At 68.6% G+C, this 18,843-nt stretch carries 16 protein-coding genes and 1 rRNA gene; 11 read left to right on the forward strand and 6 right to left on the reverse strand.

The genetic code is table 11. From position 1 onward, the window contains the following. Nucleotides 1-123, reverse strand: a 16S ribosomal RNA gene (locus DL991_RS29150); the annotation flags it as partial. A gap of 464 nt (nucleotides 124-587) precedes the next feature. Here DL991_RS29150 and DL991_RS29155 point away from each other — a divergent pair. Continuing rightward, nucleotides 588-1,385 carry an alpha/beta fold hydrolase gene (locus DL991_RS29155; RefSeq protein ID WP_125787564.1) on the forward strand — a complete coding sequence of 266 codons (798 nt, stop codon included), beginning with the start codon at nucleotides 588-590 and terminating at the stop codon, nucleotides 1,383-1,385. Between the two features lie 8 nt (nucleotides 1,386-1,393). Continuing rightward, on the forward strand, nucleotides 1,394-2,152 hold the full coding sequence (locus DL991_RS29160) for an SDR family oxidoreductase (RefSeq protein WP_125787565.1): 759 nt from the start codon (nucleotides 1,394-1,396) through the stop codon (nucleotides 2,150-2,152). Here DL991_RS29160 and DL991_RS29165 read toward each other — a convergent pair. Further along, nucleotides 2,091-3,689: a transposase gene (locus DL991_RS29165; protein WP_125787566.1), complete on the reverse strand. Its 1,599-nt coding sequence runs from the start codon at nucleotides 3,687-3,689 to the stop codon at nucleotides 2,091-2,093. The two genes, DL991_RS29160 and DL991_RS29165, sit on opposite strands and share 62 nt — an antisense overlap. A 143-nt stretch (nucleotides 3,690-3,832) precedes the next feature. Here DL991_RS29165 and DL991_RS29170 point away from each other — a divergent pair, with 143 nt between their 5' ends. The 5 genes from DL991_RS29170 (at nucleotide 3,833) to DL991_RS29190 (ending at nucleotide 10,854) form a co-directional block, all read left to right on the forward strand. Then, the gene (locus DL991_RS29170) at nucleotides 3,833-6,430 is read left to right on the forward strand and encodes a bifunctional FO biosynthesis protein CofGH (RefSeq protein WP_125787567.1); all 2,598 of its coding nucleotides are present in this window, start codon (nucleotides 3,833-3,835) and stop codon (nucleotides 6,428-6,430) included. A gap of 151 nt (nucleotides 6,431-6,581) precedes the next feature. Then, nucleotides 6,582-7,433: an arpA protein gene (locus DL991_RS29175; protein ID WP_125787568.1), complete on the forward strand. Its 852-nt coding sequence runs from the start codon at nucleotides 6,582-6,584 to the stop codon at nucleotides 7,431-7,433. A gap of 21 nt (nucleotides 7,434-7,454) precedes the next feature. After that, nucleotides 7,455-8,297 carry a class I SAM-dependent methyltransferase gene (locus DL991_RS29180; protein ID WP_125787592.1) on the forward strand — a complete coding sequence of 281 codons (843 nt, stop codon included), beginning with the start codon at nucleotides 7,455-7,457 and terminating at the stop codon, nucleotides 8,295-8,297. After that, nucleotides 8,294-10,075 carry a choline/carnitine O-acyltransferase gene (locus DL991_RS29185; protein WP_199754126.1) on the forward strand — a complete coding sequence of 594 codons (1,782 nt, stop codon included), beginning with the start codon at nucleotides 8,294-8,296 and terminating at the stop codon, nucleotides 10,073-10,075. Before DL991_RS29180 ends, DL991_RS29185 begins: the two co-directional genes overlap by 4 nt. 236 nt (nucleotides 10,076-10,311) lie before the next feature. Next, nucleotides 10,312-10,854: a DUF4232 domain-containing protein gene (locus DL991_RS29190; protein ID WP_233599052.1), complete on the forward strand. Its 543-nt coding sequence runs from the start codon at nucleotides 10,312-10,314 to the stop codon at nucleotides 10,852-10,854. 5 nt (nucleotides 10,855-10,859) lie between these two features. Here DL991_RS29190 and DL991_RS29195 read toward each other — a convergent pair whose 3' ends face one another. Together DL991_RS29195 and DL991_RS29200 are read right to left on the reverse strand one after the other, a co-directional pair. Further along, entirely contained in the window at nucleotides 10,860-11,297 is a 438-nt protein-coding gene (locus tag DL991_RS29195; protein ID WP_125787570.1) for a hypothetical protein, read from the reverse strand. 14 nt (nucleotides 11,298-11,311) lie between these two features. Then, a complete protein-coding gene (locus DL991_RS29200; RefSeq protein ID WP_199746634.1) occupies nucleotides 11,312-12,649 on the reverse strand; it encodes an LVIVD repeat-containing protein in 1,338 nt (445 codons plus the stop codon). 100 nt (nucleotides 12,650-12,749) lie between these two features. Here DL991_RS29200 and DL991_RS29205 point away from each other — a divergent pair, with 100 nt between their 5' ends. Beyond that, a complete protein-coding gene (locus DL991_RS29205) occupies nucleotides 12,750-14,192 on the forward strand; it encodes an ABC transporter substrate-binding protein (protein WP_125787572.1) in 1,443 nt (480 codons plus the stop codon). On the opposite strand, the gene DL991_RS29210 is transcribed toward DL991_RS29205, so the two are convergent. Beyond that, a complete protein-coding gene (locus DL991_RS29210; protein ID WP_125787573.1) occupies nucleotides 14,172-15,071 on the reverse strand; it encodes a LysR family transcriptional regulator in 900 nt (299 codons plus the stop codon). The two genes, DL991_RS29205 and DL991_RS29210, sit on opposite strands and share 21 nt — an antisense overlap. A gap of 71 nt (nucleotides 15,072-15,142) precedes the next feature. Between DL991_RS29210 and DL991_RS29215 the strand changes: the two genes are divergently transcribed. Continuing rightward, nucleotides 15,143-16,177 carry an SDR family oxidoreductase gene (locus DL991_RS29215; protein WP_125787574.1) on the forward strand — a complete coding sequence of 345 codons (1,035 nt, stop codon included), beginning with the start codon at nucleotides 15,143-15,145 and terminating at the stop codon, nucleotides 16,175-16,177. 13 nt (nucleotides 16,178-16,190) lie between these two features. Here the strand turns inward: DL991_RS29215 and DL991_RS29220 are convergent, their stop codons facing one another. After that, nucleotides 16,191-16,931 carry an SDR family oxidoreductase gene (locus DL991_RS29220; protein WP_125787575.1) on the reverse strand — a complete coding sequence of 247 codons (741 nt, stop codon included), beginning with the start codon at nucleotides 16,929-16,931 and terminating at the stop codon, nucleotides 16,191-16,193. A 221-nt stretch (nucleotides 16,932-17,152) separates the two neighbouring features. Here DL991_RS29220 and DL991_RS29225 point away from each other — a divergent pair, with 221 nt between their 5' ends. Both DL991_RS29225 and DL991_RS29230 read left to right on the forward strand, forming a co-directional pair. Then, nucleotides 17,153-17,560, forward strand: a complete 408-nt coding sequence (locus DL991_RS29225) for a DUF1508 domain-containing protein (protein ID WP_125787576.1) — start codon at nucleotides 17,153-17,155, stop codon at nucleotides 17,558-17,560. A gap of 157 nt (nucleotides 17,561-17,717) precedes the next feature. Beyond that, a complete protein-coding gene (locus tag DL991_RS29230; RefSeq protein WP_125787577.1) occupies nucleotides 17,718-18,806 on the forward strand; it encodes a substrate-binding domain-containing protein in 1,089 nt (362 codons plus the stop codon). Nucleotides 18,807-18,843 lie beyond the last annotated feature (37 nt).

The raw sequence follows: 18,843 nt of genomic DNA on the forward strand, positions 1-18,843 counted from the left end.
CAGATTGCCCACGTGTTACTCACCCGTTCGCCACTAATCCACCCGAAGGCTTCATCGTTCGACTTGCATGTGTTAAGCACGCCGCCAGCGTTCGTCCTGAGCCAGGATCAAACTCTCCAACAATGTCTTCGAATTCAATCGAGGCAAATTTTCTTGCTCTCAAAGGAACCTCAAACGAGGTTCAAATACATAAGCTCTACTGGCTTAGTTCACTAGCACACTGTTGAGTTCTCAAGCAACACACCCCAGATCGCACCAGGCAAAACCCGGCCTTATCCGAAGCAGTCATTCCTAGCAGTTTTTGGTGAGACACCCACTCAATCACCCTGAAGTGAGAGCTTGGTTCGTGTCCCGCGGCCACCCGGTTTCCCTGGCGACTTGGAGAACTTTACATGGCCGGAAACCCCTCGAAACAGGGGGGTACCTTAACGACATTTCCGCAGGTCAGCGAGCAGAAATGGGCCCGCAACGGTCGATCACCCGGTGATCGCCCCGGGGCCGCCCAGGTGGACGCCGGAGAAGAAACATTGCTCCGAGTACATTGCACCGTATTGATCTGCTGGATTGCTCCGATTAGCGTCTGGCTCATGAGCACTGCGGAACTCGACGGCATCTCCGTCGCCTACGACGACCTCGGCAGCGGGTTGCCTGTCGTCCTCGTCCACGGCCACCCCTTCAACCGTTCGATGTGGCGTCCCCAGGCCGAGCGCTTCAGCCGGGAGGGCTACCGGGTCATCACGGCGGACCTTCGCGGGTACGGCGAGACAACGGTGGCCCCGGGCAAGACCGGGCTCGACGTCTTCGCCGCCGACATCGCGCGCCTCGCGGATCACCTCGGTCTCGGGCGCTTCGTGCTCGGCGGCCTCTCCATGGGCGGGCAGATCGTCATGGAGTTCCACCGCACCTACCCCGACCGCGTCGCCGGGCTCCTGCTCGCGGACACCTCCCCGCAGGAAGAGACCGAGGACGGCAGGCGCGTCCGCAACGAGATGGCGGACCGGGTGCTCGCCGAGGGGCTCGGCCCCTACGCGGAGGAAGTCCTGACGAAGATGGTCTCCCCGGAGAACGTCCGCACGATGCCGGACGTGGCGGCGCACGTCCTGGAGATGATGCGCACGACGCCCAAGGAAGGAGCGGCGGCCGCGCTCAGGGGCAGGGCCGAGCGCCCGGACTACCGGGACAGCCTCACCCAGGTGCGAGTGCCGAGCCTCGTCGTGGTCGGGACCGAGGACGAGTTCACGCCGGTCTCGGACGCCGAGCTCATGCACGACCTCATTCCCGGCTCCACCCTGGCGGTGATCGAGGGCGCCGCCCACATGCCTAACCTGGAACGCGAGGCCGAGTTCGACGCCGTGTTCGCACGGTTCTTGAAAGAAATTGGGTGATCGTCTCCATGTCCCGGAAGACCGTTTTCGTGACCGGTGCCAGCGCCGGGTTCGGCGTCGAGATCGTCCGCCGGTTCGCCGCCGACGGCGCCAAGGTCGTCGCGGCCGCGCGGAGTAAGGACCGGCTCGACAAGCTGGCCGTCGAGCTGGGCGAGAACGTCCTCCCCTTCGAGCTCGACGTCCGGAACGCCGACGCGGTAGCCGCGCTCCCCGGCACGCTGCCCGCCGAGTTCGCCCAAGTCGACCTGCTGGTCAACAACGCCGGCCTCGCGAAGGGCCTTGAGCCCGCGCACCGCGCGAAGCTCGACGACTGGGACCAGATGATCGACACGAACATCAAGGGGCTCGCGCATCTCACCCGCGCGTTGCTGCCCGGCATGGTCGAGCGCGGCCGCGGGCACGTGATCAACATCGGGTCGGTCGCGGGCTCCTACCCCTATCCCGGTGGCAACGCCTACGGGGCGACCAAGGCGTTCGTGCACCAGTTCAGCCTCAACCTGCGCGCGGACCTGCAGGGCACCGGCGTCCGGGTGACCAACGTCGAGCCCGGCCTGGTCGGCGGCACGGAGTTCTCCGTCGTCCGGTTCGAGGGCGACCAGAGCAAGGCCGACAACGTCTACAAGGGCACGACGCCGCTGACGGCCGCCGATGTGGCCGAGTCCGTCTTCTGGGCGGCGTCGCAGCCGGAGCACGTGAACATCAACGTCATCGAGTTGATGCCGGTGGTGCAGAGCTTCTCCGCCTTGCATATCCATCGGGAGAGCTGAGCCCGAAGAGGTCGAAGAGCGCCTGCTGTTCCGGGCTCCGCTCGGTCAGCAGGCGCCGGGTCCGCGGGCGGCCGCCGGTGGACGGGTAGCGCAGCACCGTCTCCCCTATCCCCGCGAGACTGTCCATCAGCTCGCGGACCGACAGGTTCATCCCGGCGCGGTCCGCCTCGCGCCGCATGAGGTGCGTGACCGTGGACGCGAGCACCGTGACCAGCGTGTGCACCGCGATCCGGTGCGGGGTCCAGTCCCAGCGCGGGGCCGGGCCGGTGACGGCGGGTCCGGTCAGCCAGCGGAACGTCGAGTCGAGGTGGGTCCGGGCCCGGTACGCGGTGACGACCTCGGACACCGGCCAGTCGTGGTCGGTGACCAGCACCTGTTTGCCGAAGAACTCGTCGTGCAGCCGCGACACGGCGGCGTCGTCGACCTTCCAGGTCAGCCGGATCTCCCCCGGCTTCGTCCCCGTCAAGGAAGGGGAGAGCACCCGTTCGACGCGGCGGCCGCGGGTGATCCGCGCGATTTCGGCGTTCACCTGGCTCCGGTCGCCGCGGTACGTGCCCGCGGCCAGTGCGGCGTCGAGGCCGTCGAGTTCACGCGTCGCGGTGCTCAGTTCCTCGCCGAACGCGCGGGCCTGCGCGTTGTGCAGGATCTCCGAATGGGTCAGGATCACGCGCCGCCGGACGCCCGCGACCACGGCTCTGGTGTCGAGAGCGGTCAACCCGGCGAAGCGCTCCGGGTCGACAGGTTCGCGCGCGGACGGCGGTTTCACCAGTAGCTCCGGATGCTCCGAAAGCGGGAGCGCGCCGACGAAATGCCTTCCGAGGTCCAGTTGCGCGGCCTGGCCGGCGGTGAAGATCAGCGTGACGGGGTACAGCGAGCGGAGTTGCTCGGCGAGCGCGGCGAACGGCTGCGCACCCTCCCTCGGATACACGTGCGACGCCAGCGGGATCGCGCCGTCCTTGGTCACCACCAGGCCGAGCCCGGCGAGTTCGCAGCGGCAGGGCTCGGCCGTGGTGAAGGTGGCGAACTGCGGCACGTCGACGGCGAGCGCGGCGTTCCCCGTCCCCAGCCAGGAGAGCACCGCTTCGGCGACCGTGGTCTCGATCCGCGCGATCCGTTCCGGAGTGAGCCGTTGCAGCGCGCGCCGATGATTCGCCAGGTCGGCTTTGAGGAATTCGCGTGCGACACCGTCCTCCCACCAGGTGGCGAGGTCCGTGTCCGGTGCTGTCGCCCGGTGCAGGACGGCGAGCGCGAGATGCGTCCCCAGTGTGGTCGCGGCGCGCTGGGCTCCGACGGCTTCGTCGACCCGGCGCACGAAGTCGAGCCGTCGCAGGGTGGCCCACACCGCCGCGACGTCACCGAAGGTCCGGTGACGCGCTTCGCCGGGGGCGGAGACGTCACCCTCCATCGCGCGCCCGATCTCCTCGGCCGTGCCGAGGTAGCGCTGCGACACGACCCTGGGCTCGCCGTCGACCCGCGCGGAGGTGACGAGGTAGTAGTACGTCCGCCCGCCGACCTTCTTGCCGATCACCGAAGCCACACTTTAGGTAATACACTTCAGCCCACCGATCGGCAACCAAGATCACGCTCTGACCAGCTAGAACGGTGACCACACCCGCGCGGGTGACGCGGTGGCGGGATGCGCACTGGCAGGTGGAGCGAGTCCGGCCATAGCGTGCGGGAATGGCATCCCCTGCTGACGCGAACGCCCCCACCACCTCGGCGATGCGCCGGGCACTCGCCAGGGCGCGCGACGGGAAGACCCTCGACCTCACCGAGGCCTCGATCCTGCTCCAGGCGCGCGGCGACGACCTCAAGACGCTGTCCGAGCACGCCTCCCGGATCCGTGACGCCGGACTCGTCGCGGCGGGCCGTCCCGGCGTGGTCACCTACAGCCGTTCGGTGTTCATCCCGCTGACCCGGTTGTGCCGGGACCGTTGTGGTTACTGCACCTTCGCGACCGTCCCCGGCCGGGTCGAGTCGCCGTTCCTCTCCCCCGACGAGGTCCTCGACATCGCCCGCAAGGGTGCCGCGATGGGCGTCAAGGAAGCGCTGTTCACCCTCGGCGACCGTCCGGAGGACCGCTGGACGGCGGCGAAGGACTGGCTCGACGCGCACGGGTACGACGACACGCTGTCCTACGTCCGGGCGATGGCGATCCGGGTATTGGAGGAGACCGGCGTCCTGCCGCACCTCAACCCGGGTGTGCTGACCTGGCAGGACTTCCAGCGGCTGAAGCCGGTTTCGGCGTCGATGGGCATGATGCTGGAGACGACGGCGAAGCGGCTGTACACCGAGAAGGGCGGCCCGCACTACGGCTCGCCCGACAAGGACCCCGACGTGCGCCTGCGGGTGCTGGAGGACGCCGGCCGCAGTTCGGTGCCGTTCACCACGGGCATCCTGATCGGCATCGGCGAGAACTTCGAGGAACGCGCCGACTCCCTGTTCGCGATCCGCAAGGTCGCGAAGACCTACGGCGGCATCCAGGAAGTGATCGTCCAGAACTTCCGCGCGAAGCCGGACACCAAGATGCGCGCGACCCCGGACGCCGATCTCGAGGAACTCGCCGCGACCATCGCCGTCGCGCGGCTCGTGCTCGGCCCGAAGATGCGCATCCAGGCGCCGCCGAACCTGATCGGCCAGCAGTACGAACTGATGCTGAACGCCGGGATCGACGACTGGGGCGGCGTCTCCCCGCTGACCCCCGACCACGTGAACCCCGAACGCGCGTGGCCGCAGATCGACGAACTCAAACGCCGCACCGAGGCGCTCGGCTTCACCGTGCGCGAGCGGCTCCCGATCTACCCGGAGTACGTCAAGACCGGCGAACCGTGGCTCGACCCGCGGATGAACGCGCATCTCGCGCCGCTGACCGACGCCGAGACCGGGCTCGCGATCGAAGAGGCCATCCCGGTGGGCATCCCGTGGCAGGAGCCCGATGGCGGCTGGAAGGAGGCCGGGCGCACCGATCTGCACGTCGAGGTCGACACGGTCGGGCGTACGGAAGACCGCCGCAGCGACTTCGACTCGGTCTACGGCGACTGGGCCGAGATCAAGGGCAACATCAAGACCGCGCCGCAGCGGTTCGACCTCGACATCCGGGACGCCTTGCGCAGCGCGGAAAAGAATCCTGCCGGACTGTCGGACGACGAGGCGCTGGCGCTGCTGCACGCCGAAGGCCCGGAGCTCGACGCCTTCACCAAGATCGCCGACGACCTGCGGCGTGCGGTGAACGGCGACGACATCACCTTCGTCGTCACGCGGAACATCAACTTCACCAACGTCTGCTACACCGGCTGCCGGTTCTGCGCGTTCGCCCAGCGGCGCACCGACGCCGACGCGTACACGCTTTCGCTGGAGCAGGTCGGCGACCGGGTCGACGAAGCGTGGGCCGCGGGCGCGACCGAGATCTGCATGCAGGGCGGCATCCACCCGGATCTGCCGGGGACCGCGTACTTCGACCTCGCGGCCGAGGTGAAACGCCGTCAGCCGGACATCCATCTGCACTCGTACTCACCGATGGAGGTCGTCAACGGCGCTTCGCGGACCAACCTCTCGATCGAGGACTGGCTGGCGCGCGCGAAGGAAGCCGGCGTCGACTCGCTGCCGGGTACGGCCGCGGAGATCCTCGACGACGACGTCCGCTGGGTGCTGACGAAGGGCAAGCTGCCGACGTCGGAATGGATCAACGTCGTCACCACCGCGCACAAACTCGGCATCACCACGACGTCGACGATGATGTACGGCCACGTCGACACGCCGTCGCATTGGGTCGGGCACCTGAAGCTGCTGGCGAAACTGCAGCGGGAAGGCCTGGAGCGCAACGGGCGGCGCGGCTTCAGCGAGTTCGTGTTGCTGCCGTTCATCCACCAGAGTTCCCCGATCTACCTCGCCGGGCTCGCCAGGGCCGGGACGACGCTGCGCGAGAACCGCGCGGTGCACGCGCTGGCCCGGCTGCTGCTGCACGGGACGATCGACAACATCCAGAGTTCCTGGGTGAAACTCGGTGAAGAGGGCAGCCGCGCCGTTCTCCAGGGCGGGGTCAACGACATCGGCGGGACGCTGATGGAGGAAACGATCAGCCGGATGGCGGGAGCGGCCAACGGGTCGTACAAGACGATCAGCGACATGCGCGCGATGGTCGAACCGCTGGGCCGTCCGCTGCGGCAGCGGACCACCGAGTACGGCACGCCGACGGCGGAACGGATCGCCGCTTCCCAGGCGTCCGACGGCGTCGCGACAGCGGTGCGGCGGCCGCTTCTGCCGCTTGTCACCAGCTGACGAAAGCTCCATGACGGCCCCCTTATCCGCGTACGAACGCGGATAAGGGGGCCGTCACGTTCCGTGTGGCACCGCTCACAAGGCGCGGGGGTCGCGGGCGTTTTCTGTGCTAAACCCGAGAATCACTTCCGGGCCAGCCGAGAGGACGTCGATGACCGCGAGCGCAGTCCAGGTGGCCGACACCGCCCGCTATCCGTTGTCCGCACCGGGAAGCCCGGCGTGGCGCGAAATCGTTTCCCGGACCCGCGCCGAACTGCGGGAAACGGGCTGCAGTGTGCTGGCCGACTTCATCCGTCCGGAGCTGCGTGACGCCCTTCGCCACGAAGGCGCGGAGATCGCTCCGGAGGCGTACGCGAAGGTCGAACGCGTCAACGCCTACAACATCGCCATCGACACTCCGCTGCCGGAGGGCCACCCCGGCCGCACGATCATGGAACGCGGCAACGCCTTCGTGGCACGCGACCGGATCCCGGCGACCGCGATCATCCAGCAGCTGTACGCGAGCAGCGAGTTCCAGCGGTTCGTCGCCGACTGCTTCGAGCTCCCCGAACTGCACGAACTCGCCGATCCACTGGCAGGCCTGGTGCTCAACGTGATCGAACCGGGCCGCTCGCATCCGTGGCATTTCGACACCAACGAGTACACGGTCAGCATGCTCACGCAGGAGGCGGCCGAGGGCGGTGTCTTCGAATATTGCCCGAACATCCGCACCGGAACGGCGGAGAACTTCGACGACGTCCGTGCCGTGCTGGCGGGCGAAGGGGATCACCTGATCCGACGGCTCACTCTGCGTCCCGGCGATCTTCAGCTGTTTCGCGGACGCTTCGCGCTGCACCGTGTGAGTAGTGTTCAAGGGGCAGTCGCCCGCCATTCCGCGATCTTCGCGTACAGCGAGCGTCCTGGGGTCATCGGCAGTCCGGAGCGGACGAGACAGCTGTTCGGCCGGGTCCTGCCGGAACACGTCGCATCCGCGGCGGTCCGGGGCGATCAGCTGCTCGACTAAGTCAGGAGCTTGGCCGTGCCATTGGATTCGACCGGCAAGATCTCTTTCGATCACATCTATACCGAGCCCGATCCTCGTGCGTTCTTCGGCACCTTGCGCAGACTGGACTACTCCATCCCACAGCAGGCGAAGGCCTACTTCGCGAAACTGATCGACGAGTACCGGGCGGAGACCGACGTCAAGGTCCCGACGGTGCTCGACCTCGGCTGTTCCTACGGCGTCAACGCGGCACTGCATCGCTGTGACACGTCGATGGAGCGGCTGTACGACCACTACCGGGACAGCGAAGCGCTGAGCCGGGACGAACTGATCGCGCGCGATCGGCGGATGGTCGAGGAGCTCGCCGTGAGCGACGAGGTCCGCTTCATCGGCCTCGACGCCTCCGCGCCCGCGTTGGACTACGCGCTCGCCGCGGGCTTCATCGACGACGCGATCCACGCGGATCTGGAAAGCGAAGACCCGACAGAGGAGCAGCGCGCGCTGCTGGCCGAAGTCGACATCGTCATCTCGACCGGCTGCGTCGGCTACGTCACCGAGAAGACCCTCGTCCGTATCGCGCGGGAGAACCGGCCTTGGATGGCGCATTTCGTGCTGCGGATGTTCTCCTACGCGTCGGTCGCCGAAAGCCTCGCCGATCTGGAGTACGACACGACCGGGGCCGACGGCGTCTTCCGGCAGCGGAGGTTCGCCTCGGCCGAGGAACGGACGCAGATCCTGGACAATCTGTCCGTCGCGGGTGTCGACCCGCGTGGGCTGGAGTCCGACGGCCGGCTGTACGCGCGGCTGTTCGTCTCCCGCCCGGACGGCGCGGCGGGCGACCTCGCCGCCGCGCTGAACGCCCTTCCCCTTCGAGATCAAGGATGATCGTGAGCAGTCCGGAACCGTCCACCCGCACGTTCGGCAACGAGGAGGTCCTGCCGAGGGTCCCTGTCCCCGGCCTGGAGGACACCTGCCGCCGGTTTCTCGAGTGGTGCTCGCCGCTGCTCACCCCCGGCGAGCTCGCGGAGACCGAAGGCGCCGTCGCCGAGTTCCTCGCGGAAGGAAGCCCGGCGCACGAACTGCAGAGCGCGCTCGAAGCCTTCGACAAGCGGGAAGGCGTCCACAGCTGGCTCGACACCTTCTGGCCGTACCGCTACCTCGGCCGCCGCGACCGGATCGCGCTCAACGCGAACTTCTTCTTCCTGTTCACCGAACCCCCGCTGGGACAGCTGGAACGCGCGGCCGAACTGGCGGCGTCGGCGGTGGACTACAAGCTGAAGCTGGACGAGGAACTGGTGCCGCCGATAATGCTGCGCGGGCAGCCGCAGTCGATGGTGCAGCACAAGTACCTGTTCTCGGCGACGCGGATCCCCGGCGCCGTACAGGACACCGCGCGCACGCCGTACCGCGAGGACTGGCCGGGGCCGTCAAGGGCGCGGCACGTCGTGGTGTTCCACCGCGGCACCCCGTTCCGGATGGACGTCATCGCACCCGACGGCCGCCCGTACTCCCCCGAACAGCTGGTCGCGGGGCTGCAGGTGATCGTCAAGTCGGGGAACTTCGTCGAAGACCCGCAGACCTCGGCCGGGCATTTCACCACCAAGGCGAGGGCGGAGTGGGCGGCGACGAGGGAAGCGCTGCTCGCCGGCGGGAACGCGGCCGCGCTCGACGACATCGAGACGGCGCTGTTCTGCCTGTGCCTGGAGGATTTCGCGCCGGCGGACACGCAGGAGGCGTGCGACAAGCTGCTGCACGGCGACAGCGCGAACCGCTGGTTCGACAAGGCCGTGTCGCTGATCGTGTTCGAGGACGGCACGGCGGGGATCAACGTCGAGCACTGCGAACTCGACGGGACCACGATCCTCGGGTTCACCGACGCGCTGCTGAGCGGGACCAGGCTGGAGCGACCGCCCGCCGACGGCGTCCCGGCGTCCGAGGTCATCGAGTTCATCCTGGGTGACGCGCTGCGCGAGGACGCCCGTGCCGCGGCGGTGGCCTTCGCCGAGTACGCCGACGCGACCGCTACGAAGACGGTGTCCTTCACCGACTTCGGCGCGAAGCGGGCGAAGGAGCTGGGGATGTCCCCCGACGCCTTCGCGCAGATGGCGTACCAGCTCGCGCACAAGCGGGCGAAGGGGATCACCGGCGCGACGTACGAGTCGATCGCGACGCGGCAGTACCAGAACGGGCGCACCGAAGCGATGCGGGTGGTGACGCCCGAGGTGCAGTGGTTCGTCCGGGTGATGGACGATCCGCAGGCCGACCGGCAGACACGTCAGGCGGCTTTCCGCGCGGCGGCCGCGAAGCACGTCACGCGGGCGAAGGAATGCCAGGCGGGCGACGCGCCGGAGCAGCACCTGTGGGAACTGCAACTGATCCAGAAACGGCGTGGCGTCGAGGACTCCCCGTCGCTGTACTCGTCGCCCGGCTGGCTGAAGATGCGCAACGACTACCTGAGCACCAGCTCGGCGCCGTCGGTGAACATCCGGTACTTCGGCTTCGGGTCGACCAGCCCGCAGTGCATCGGCGTCGCGTACGTGCTGCTGCCGGACTCGCTGAATCTGTACCTGTGCACACCGAAGCACGTGGCGCACGAGATGGAGCTGTTCGCGACGGAACTCGACGCCGCCATCCGTGAGCTGCAGGAGTTGCTCGCCTCTTGAGGGAGTGAGGCGGGCGTGGCGGAGTCTGTGATGGGCCGAAGGCGTCCTTCACCGCGTCGGATGCGGTGAAGGACGCCTTCGGCCCAGGTGCGGCCGTGGGCGATCGGCCCGCGCGTGTTGCGAAAGCCACTTTCGCAACCTTCAACGTTGCGAAAGTGGCTTTCGCAACACGCCATCCCTACATAACCCACCAAGTACGTGAAGGGCGCCTTCACGTACTTGGATAAGGTTCCGGCGTGCTGGGAAAACTGGGGTTGCCGGGTGCACTGCTGCTCGTCGTGACGGGGTGCAGTTCGCCGCCACCACCACCCGCACCGCCGCCGCCCGCGGAAACGCCGGTGCCGGGCACCGTCGAACCGGCGGGTTGTCTCGGCACCGGGATCACGGTGAAGTCCGGCCCGGTCGACGCCGCGCTGGGCCATCGCGCGGTCGTGCTCACCCTCACCAACTGCGGCACGGCACCGCGCACGCTCACCGGCTATCCCGAAATCCGCTTGCTGGACAAGGAAAAGCGGCCGATGGCCGTCGAGGTCGAGCACGGGTCGTCGTACATGGCGATCGATCCCGGCGTCAGCCCGCAGACGGTGCAGCCCGGCGGGACGCTGCTCTCGGTCGTCTCGTGGTCGAACACCGTCACCGTGGGCTCGCCGGAGGCGGGCGCCTATGTGACGGTCGCGGCCGCGAAGGGTGACCCGGAGCAGCGGATCACCGTCGACACCGACCTCGGGACCACCGGCAAGCTGAAGCTGACCGCTTGGAACCCCAAGCTCAAGGACTGACCCCGCTACATCGTCTTCGACATCAGGAACGCCTGTTCGGAGCCGTCGACCACGAACGCCGTCCGCGACTTGGTGGTCGTGGGCAGCTCGCAGGAGAGCCACTTCACGCCGGACGGCAGGAGCGCCTTCAGCTGTTCCGGCGCCGTCGGAGCCCCCGCATGGCACTTGAGATCGCTGATCAGCTTCGACACGGCTTCGAGTGGAAGCTTCACCAGCGCGGACAGCCGCAGGTCGGACGGCCCGGGTGCCTCGATCCGGCCTTCGGAGACGCCCATCCGCTCCTCCACCCAGCGCGCCTCGACGATCTCTCCGATGTCCGGGAAATCCTCGGCGACCGGCGCCGTATCGGTGCGGACGGCCATTTTCTCCGGCGGTGCCGGGGCACAGGCCGCGATCAGGACGATCGCGGCCAGGCTCCCCAAGGTCTTCCCCATGATGCGCATGGGGACATCTTCGCTCAGGCGGTGAGCTTCAGGATGTCGATTCCGCGAGTGTTGTCGGCGACATAGACGTAACCCTTGTGCCAGTAGGGCGCCCACGCGGCGGCGTCGGCGGGCCGGAAGTAGGCGATCTGCTTCGGGTCGGTCGGGTCGCTGACGTCGAGGAACCGCGTGCCCTGCCCGTAGAACGACTGCACGAGGACCTTGCCGCGGATGTCGAAGTAGTGCGCGGAGCAGTCACCCGACGCCGGGTCGCTGCCTTCCTGACCGGCGACGCTCCAGGTGCCGACGGATTCGAGGCGGAACGGCTTCTCCGGCGTCGAGCGCCAGCCCTCGCCGTTGTACGAGTTCTTCAGCGACGAGATCGTCAGCACGCCGTCACCGGCACAGCCGTCGAGGAAGCTCTCTTCGGTGGCGTAGATGAGGTCGCGGCCGCGCCAGCGGTTCGAGTCGGCACCGTCGGCCGAACGGTGTCCCGCCGGGTGGAAGCTGTTGTGCATGAACTTCGACGGCGCCGCCGTCTCCTCGACCCCGCCGCCCGCGTAGGGCACCGGGTCGAACGCCGTCGCGCGGCGGACCTTGCCCTGGACGGGGTCGCGGTGGAAGCCGTTGGTCCAGTAGCCGCGGACGCCGCCTCGTCCGGACACCCACGCCACGCCCTCGTCGTCGACCTGGACGTCGTGCACGTAGTCGGTCTTGCCGTCGTTGCGCGCGAGTTCGATCGGGTTCGGGAACGTCTTGGGGTTACGCGGATCGCGGATGTCGGTCACCCAGATCGGGCGGCCGCCCCAGTCCGCGGGCTGGTTCGCGGCCTTCGCGGGACCGCCGGTCCAGAGGTAGCGGCAGTCGTCGACGCAGCTGGTCGTATGGCCGGCGGGCACCTTGGTGTAGCTCAGGATGGCCGGTTTGTCCGGGTTCTTGAGGTCGATGATGTAGATGCCGGACTCGCCGGTCTGCGTGGTGCCGCCGTAGGCCCGCGGGTCCCGCGCGAGGAAGACGAGCTTGCGCTTGACGTCGACCTCGGTGTCCTCGGTCTCCCAGAGGCCGGGCAGGCTGACCTCGCCGATCAGCTTCGGCGCCGTGGGATTCTTCGTGAGGTCGTAGACCTTCAGGCCGAACTCGCCGGAAACCGCCATGACGTCGCGCTTGCCGTACTGCAGGAACCCCATCGCGATGGCGCCTTGCGCGTCGGGCACGTTGCCGACGGCCTTGACGTTCTTCACCGCGCCGGGCGCACCCGCGACCCGGACCTTCTCGTTGGCCGGTTTGTCCTCTTCGCCGCACGCGGCGGCGGGCAGGCCGGTGGCGATCAAGGTCGCGGTGACCGTGGCGAGCGCCAGGCACGAACGGAGCAACCAGTTTCCTCGCACAGAAACCTCCCAGGCTGGTCCCCTCACCATAAGATCACCACTTTGCCCGCACAACCACCGATGGTCGGTGTGAGACTGCTATGACATGACCATGCGCTCGCGTCTTCTGGCCCCGCTCCTCGCCGCCGCACTGGCCGCGGCGGGCTGCACGGAATCCGGTGAACCGCCCGCACCGGACGTTCTTCGCGTGGGCTTGGCCGCCCCGGCGACCCTCCTGCCCGCCGACATCCGTGACCAGCCCGGACGCATGCTCGCCGGCGCGTTGTGGACGCCGCTCTCCGATTACGACCCCGCGACGGGAAAGCTGACGCCACGCGCGGCGGAATCGGTCACCAGCGCCGACCGGATCACCTGGACGGTCAAGCTCAAGGACGGCGGGAAGTTCCACGACGGCACGCCGGTGACCGCCCAGTCCTATGTGGACACCTGGCAGGCGATCGGCGCGGAGCGGTGGCAGGCGTCGCGCGTGGTCAAGGATCTCCTGCGGGCCAAGGAGATCGCCGCGCCGGATCCGCTGACCATCCGGCTCGTGCTCGACCGGCCGTCCGGGCAGGTCCCGGCGCTGCTCTCGTCGCCCGCGCTCGTCCCGCTGCCCGCGTCGGTGCTGAAATCGCGTGATTGGCCGGGGTTCGCGCAGCGGCCCGTCGGCAACGGGCCGTTCCGGCTGGACGGCGGCTGGCAGCCGTCCGGCGGCAAACTGATCCGCGTGGCGGACGCGCCGGGCAAGGCGCGTGTGATCGAACTGAAGACCGGCGACGCGGCGGCACAGTACGACGAGGTCAAGGCCGGGAAGCTCGACCTCTCCACGTTCGTGCCCGGTGATCGCCACGAGGCCATGCACGCGGATTTCGCGCAGCGGCATGTGATGTGGGCGCTGCCGACCGCCGCCTACCTCGGGTTTCCCTTGACCGCGAAGCATTTCTCCGACGCGACGGTACGTCACGGCTTCGCACTCGGGACCGACCGCGCGGCACTGGAGGCCGGCGCTCTCGGCAAGCAGGTGGACCCGGCGAAGTCGCTCCTGCCGCCCGCCGTCGCCCCCGGTGAACGCAGCAGCACCTGCCGCCCCTGCACCTTCGACGCCGGAGCCGGGAAGTCCCTGTTGACGCAGGCGGAGTTCCCGAACACGCCCGTCCACTTCGGACAGTCACCGGCGAGCTGGCTGCGCCCGCTGGCGGACCAGGTCAGCGCGGCCGTCGGTGTCCCGCTGGCCGCCGAGCCCGGGGAGGGACCGTTCGCGATCGACGTGACCCTGTTGACGCCGAGCCCGCAGGAGACGCTGGCCGAGATCGTGAAGGCCACCGGATACTCCAGCGACGGGTTCGCCGACCTGCTCGAATCGGCCGAGGAGACCGACGCCGCCGAAAGCGGCGAGGTCTACCGGCTGGTGGAGAACCAGTTGCTGCGGGATCTCCCGGTCGCTCCGCTGTGGTCCGGGCACGGGCACGCCGTCTGGGCGGAGCGGGTCGGCGAGGTGAAGGCGACCCCGTTCGGCGGCGTGGACCTGTCAGGCGTTTCGGTGCGGTGAGCCGAGCGTGCACTCCCCCGCGACGACGTCGATGAAAGCCGAGGTCAACGGGTCGGGCGTGCTGCGGCAATAGGCGGCGAGTGTGCGCCGGATCGCCGGTTCGGGCCACAGGACACGACCGTGGAAACCTTCGGGCAGCACGTTGGCCGGGACCAGCGCGGGACCGAGCCCCGCCGCCGCGAGCACCGGCGCCGCCGCGGTCTGCTCGGTCCGGACCGCGGCCCTCGGCTGGAATCCCGCCGCGGCGCACGCCTGGTCGACGAGGTCGGCCAGGCCGTTGCCCGGCGCGTAGTGCACCCACGCGCAGTCCGCGAGGGTCGCCAGGTCGACGACGCCGGAGCCGTCGTCCTCACGCGGCCCGTCGATCGGCAGGACCACGACGAACTCCTCGGTGCCGAGTTCGCGGACCGGTCCGACCCAGCCCGGCGGGACCGGTCCGACCGCGACGTCGGCCTCCCCCGCCGCCATGGCCTCCCGGAGTTCGTCCGCGTGCCGGAACTCCACCAGGCGGACGTCGACGTCCGGCCGTTCCCTCCGCCACACCCGCAACGCCGCGGGCAGGACACCGAGGCCGACCGAATAGACCGTGGCGATCTGCAACTCCCCGGCTTCCAGCCCGGACGCCTGCCGGGCCGCGCACCGCGCGCGTTCGGCGTCGGCGAGGGTGGCGCGGGCGTGCGGCAGCATGGCCCGCCCCATCGGGGTGAGCCGGACGCTGCGCGGCAACCGTTCGAGCAGCGGTCCGCCGACGCCCTTCTCCAGCGCGCGCATCTGATGCGACAGCGCGGGCTGTGTCACGTGCAGCATCTCCGCGGCCCGGGTGAAGGAGCCGGTGTCGACGACGGTCACCAGGTACTCGAGTTGCCGCAGGCTCGTCATGAAGAGAGTTTATCGGAGCGGTGATATGTATGCCTTGGACTTATCACAACGCCGGGTCCAGGCTTGAGGACATGAACGAAGAACGCAAGGTCGCCCTGGTCGCCGGGGCCAACGGGGTCATCGGCAAGAACCTGATCGAGCACCTGGAGACCCTGCCGGGCTGGCGTGTCATCGGCCTGTCGCGACGTGGCGGCCCCGGCCAGATCGCCGTCGACCTGCTCGACGCGGACGACACTCGCGCGAAGCTCGGCGGCCTGGACGACGTCACGCACGTGTTCTACGCGGCCTATGTCGACAAGCCGACCTGGGCCGAACTGGTCGCGCCGAACCTGGCGATGCTGACCAACCTCGTCGACGCGATCGAGCCCGCCGCGCCCACGCTGCGCCACATCAGCCTCATGCAGGGCTACAAGGTCTACGGCGCCCACCTCGGCCCGTTCAAGACCCCGGCACGCGAAGACGACGCCGGGCACATGCCGCCCGAGTTCAATGTGGACCAGCAGGACTTCCTGGAACGCCGTCAGGCCGGGAAATCCTGGACGTGGTCGGCGATCCGGCCGTCGGTGGTCGGCGGCACCGCGCTGGGCAACCCGATGAACCTCGCGCTGGCCATCGCCGTCTACGCCTCGATCTCGAAGGAACTCGGCCTGCCGCTGCGCTTCCCCGGCAAACCCGGCGCGTACGACAGCCTCCTGGAGATGACCGACGCCGGACTGCTGGCGAAGGCCACCGTCTGGGCCACCGGCTCGGAGAACGAGGCGTACAACATCGCGAACGGCGACCTGTTCCGGTGGAGCGACCTCTGGCCGCGGATCGCGCGGTACTTCGACCTGGAGGTGGCGCCGCCGCTGCCGATGTCGCTGGACGTCGTCATGGCGGACAAGGAGGAACTCTGGACGTCGATCGCCGCGAAGTACGGCCTCGAGGTGCCCTACGGCGCGGTCTCGTCGTCGTGGGCGTTCGCGGACTTCGTGTTCGGCTGGGACTACGACATGTTCGCGGACGGCTCGAAGGCCCGGCGGGCCGGTTTCCACGAGTACGCGGAGACTTCGGCGATGTTCTTCCGGCTGTTCGACGAATTCCGGAAGGCGAAGGTGATCCCCTGACCCGCCGCTTCGCCTAACCCCGTCCGATGTACGGCATCGCGGTCGCCGTGACGGTCAGGAAGCCGACGTTCGCGTCCAGCGGCAGCCCGGCCATGTACAGCACGGCGTCCGCGACGTGCCGGGCGTCGAAGGTCGGCTCGACCTTGACGCTGCCGTCGGCCTGCGGGATCCCGTTCGCCATCCGCAGCGTCATCTCGGTGGCGGCGTTGCCGATGTCGATCTGTCCACAAGCGACGTTCCAGGCCCGGCCGTCGAGCGAGATCGACTTCGTCAGTCCGGTGACCGCGTGTTTCGTCGCGGTGTAGGCGACGGACGCGGGGCGCGGGGCGTGCGCGGAGATCGAGCCGTTGTTGATGATCCGGCCGCCGCGCGGATCCTGCGCCTTCATCAGCCGAACGGCCTGCTGTGCGCACAGGAACATCCCGGTCAGGTTGGTGTCGACGGCGCGTTTCCAGTCCGCGAAGGACAGTTCGTCGACGGTCCCGCCCACCGACACACCCGCGTTGTTCACCAGGAGATCCAGCCGCCCCCATTCCGCGCGGACCGTCTCGAACAACGCGGCGACGGAATCGGGATCGGCGACGTCGGTGGGCGCGGGAAGCGCGTTCGCGTCACCGTCGGCGGTCGCGGCGAGCGCGTCGCCGCGGCGGCCCGCGAGTGCGACGCGATAGCCGGCGCCGAGTAACGCGCGGGAGATCTCCCTGCCGAGCCCGGAACCAGCTCCGGTGACGACCGCGGTCCTGCCGTTGCCCATCGATCCTCCTCGCAGACCGTGCCGGAGCGAACCGGCTCGGTCATCGTTTTCCGATTACCCGCGTCCGTTCAGGCTAGCGCGCCGCCGTCAACGGAAAACGTTCACCCGGCGGCCGTCGCCCCTTAAGGAAAACCGGTAACCCCTTCACCACATCGCAGCGATTCACCGGATGTGCCCAGGGGGAATTCACATCGTTCACTTCGTCGCCGGAGCGGTGAACAGTGACCAAGAATCCACGTTTCCAGCTGGTCCAGACCGGCGAACAGACCATCCGATGGCGGCTGCTCGGCGGCAACAACGTCTCGCTGGGTTCGGCGCCCGCCGACTGTCCACACGCCGAGGAATGCCTCGCCGCCATCATCTGGCTCAGCGCGAACATCGCCGAGCTGACCAGTGATTTCAGTCATCTCAGCGGAGGCCGCTGGCGCTGGCGCCTGCATACGGAAGACCGGATCGTCGCGATCGCCAGCCACGCGTACGGGCGGCGTATCGAGGCACAACGCGGCCTCGACCGATTCCGGTCCGCCACCACCGAAGCGTCGATCGGCGAAGGGATCGAGACCATAACCGATTGGCGCCGGAAATACCGCCGCGATTTCGACGGATATTCACCGAATCGTTCTCGGTGACGGACGATCACGGAAAGTGCGTTACCCGGACATTAACCACCAGGACGTCGGGCGGGAACGCGAAGCACTGCCGCCGGACAGTGTTGCGGAGCGAGGATTGGTGGCAAGTCACGGAATCCCGTGACGACTTGGGGACTAGAGAAAGAGTGCAAACAAGATGCGTGCTCGTACCACTCGGTTTCTCGGCGCCACCGCGATCGCCGCGTGCGCCTGCCTCACCCTGACCGGCACCGCCTCGGCGGTCGCCCCGGCCAACGGCCTCGGTGAGGTCATCGCCGCGGCGGGCTCGGACACCACCGTCGACATCACCGGCGCGATCCTGGCCGACGCGAACGGCGGCGCCTGGAACAGCGACCCCGACAACTTCGTCAACGTGCCGCCGCTGCTGTCCGGCACCCAGACGTTCACCGTCCCGGCCGACCCGTTCGCCGACGAGGTCGTCTACAGCGCCGGCAACCCCGCCCCGAACGGCTCTTCGCAGGGCAAGGCCGCGCTGAAGGCCTCGGCCGAAGCGGGCGACGGCAAGATCGACATCGCGCGGTCGTCCTCGGCCCGCGGCTCGTCCGACCCCGCCACCTTCGAGTACTTCGCCTTCGCCACCGACGGCGTCACCTGGGCCTCTTCGGCCACCGGTTCGGGCGCGGGCCTGAGCCTGACGCTGGCGCAGCTGCGCGGCATCTACGACGGCTCCATCACCAACTGGAACCAGGTCGGCGGCGCCAACTCCCCCATCGCGGTCTACCTGCCGCAGACCGGTTCCGGCACGCTGAGCTTCTTCACCGGCACCGTCCTCGGCTTCGACCCGACCACCAAACCGGTCACCATCAAGCGGTTCCAGGAGCACGACGGCAACTCCATCCCGGTCGGCGACCGCGCCACCGCCATCGCGCCGTTCTCCATCGCGCAGTGGATCGCGCAGGGCAACACGGTCGTCGCCGACAAGCGGGCGGGCTTCACCGTCAACCCGCTGACCGGAGCCGGCTTCAACGGCTCCCCGGTCTCCGGTTCCGCCGGCAACTACACCCCCGCCTTCACCACGGCGTTCCTGGGTTCGCGCAGTGTCTACAACATCGTCGACTCCCGCACCCCCAGCTACGACCAGGCCAAGCGCGCCGTCGGCTTCGACGACGGTGACTCGGCTTCGACCGCCAGCCCGCTGTGCGGCGGCCAGCTCGCCGCCACGATCCAGCGGTACGGCTTCCTGACCGTGTCGGGCCCGAACGGCCTGTCCTGCGTCAAGTCCTGAAGCTCCTGAAACAGTGAAACGGCCCGGTGCGCGCGCA

The organism is Amycolatopsis sp. WAC 01375, assembly GCF_003947325.1.
In the GTDB taxonomy this organism is placed as follows: Bacteria; Actinomycetota; Actinomycetes; order Mycobacteriales; family Pseudonocardiaceae; genus Amycolatopsis.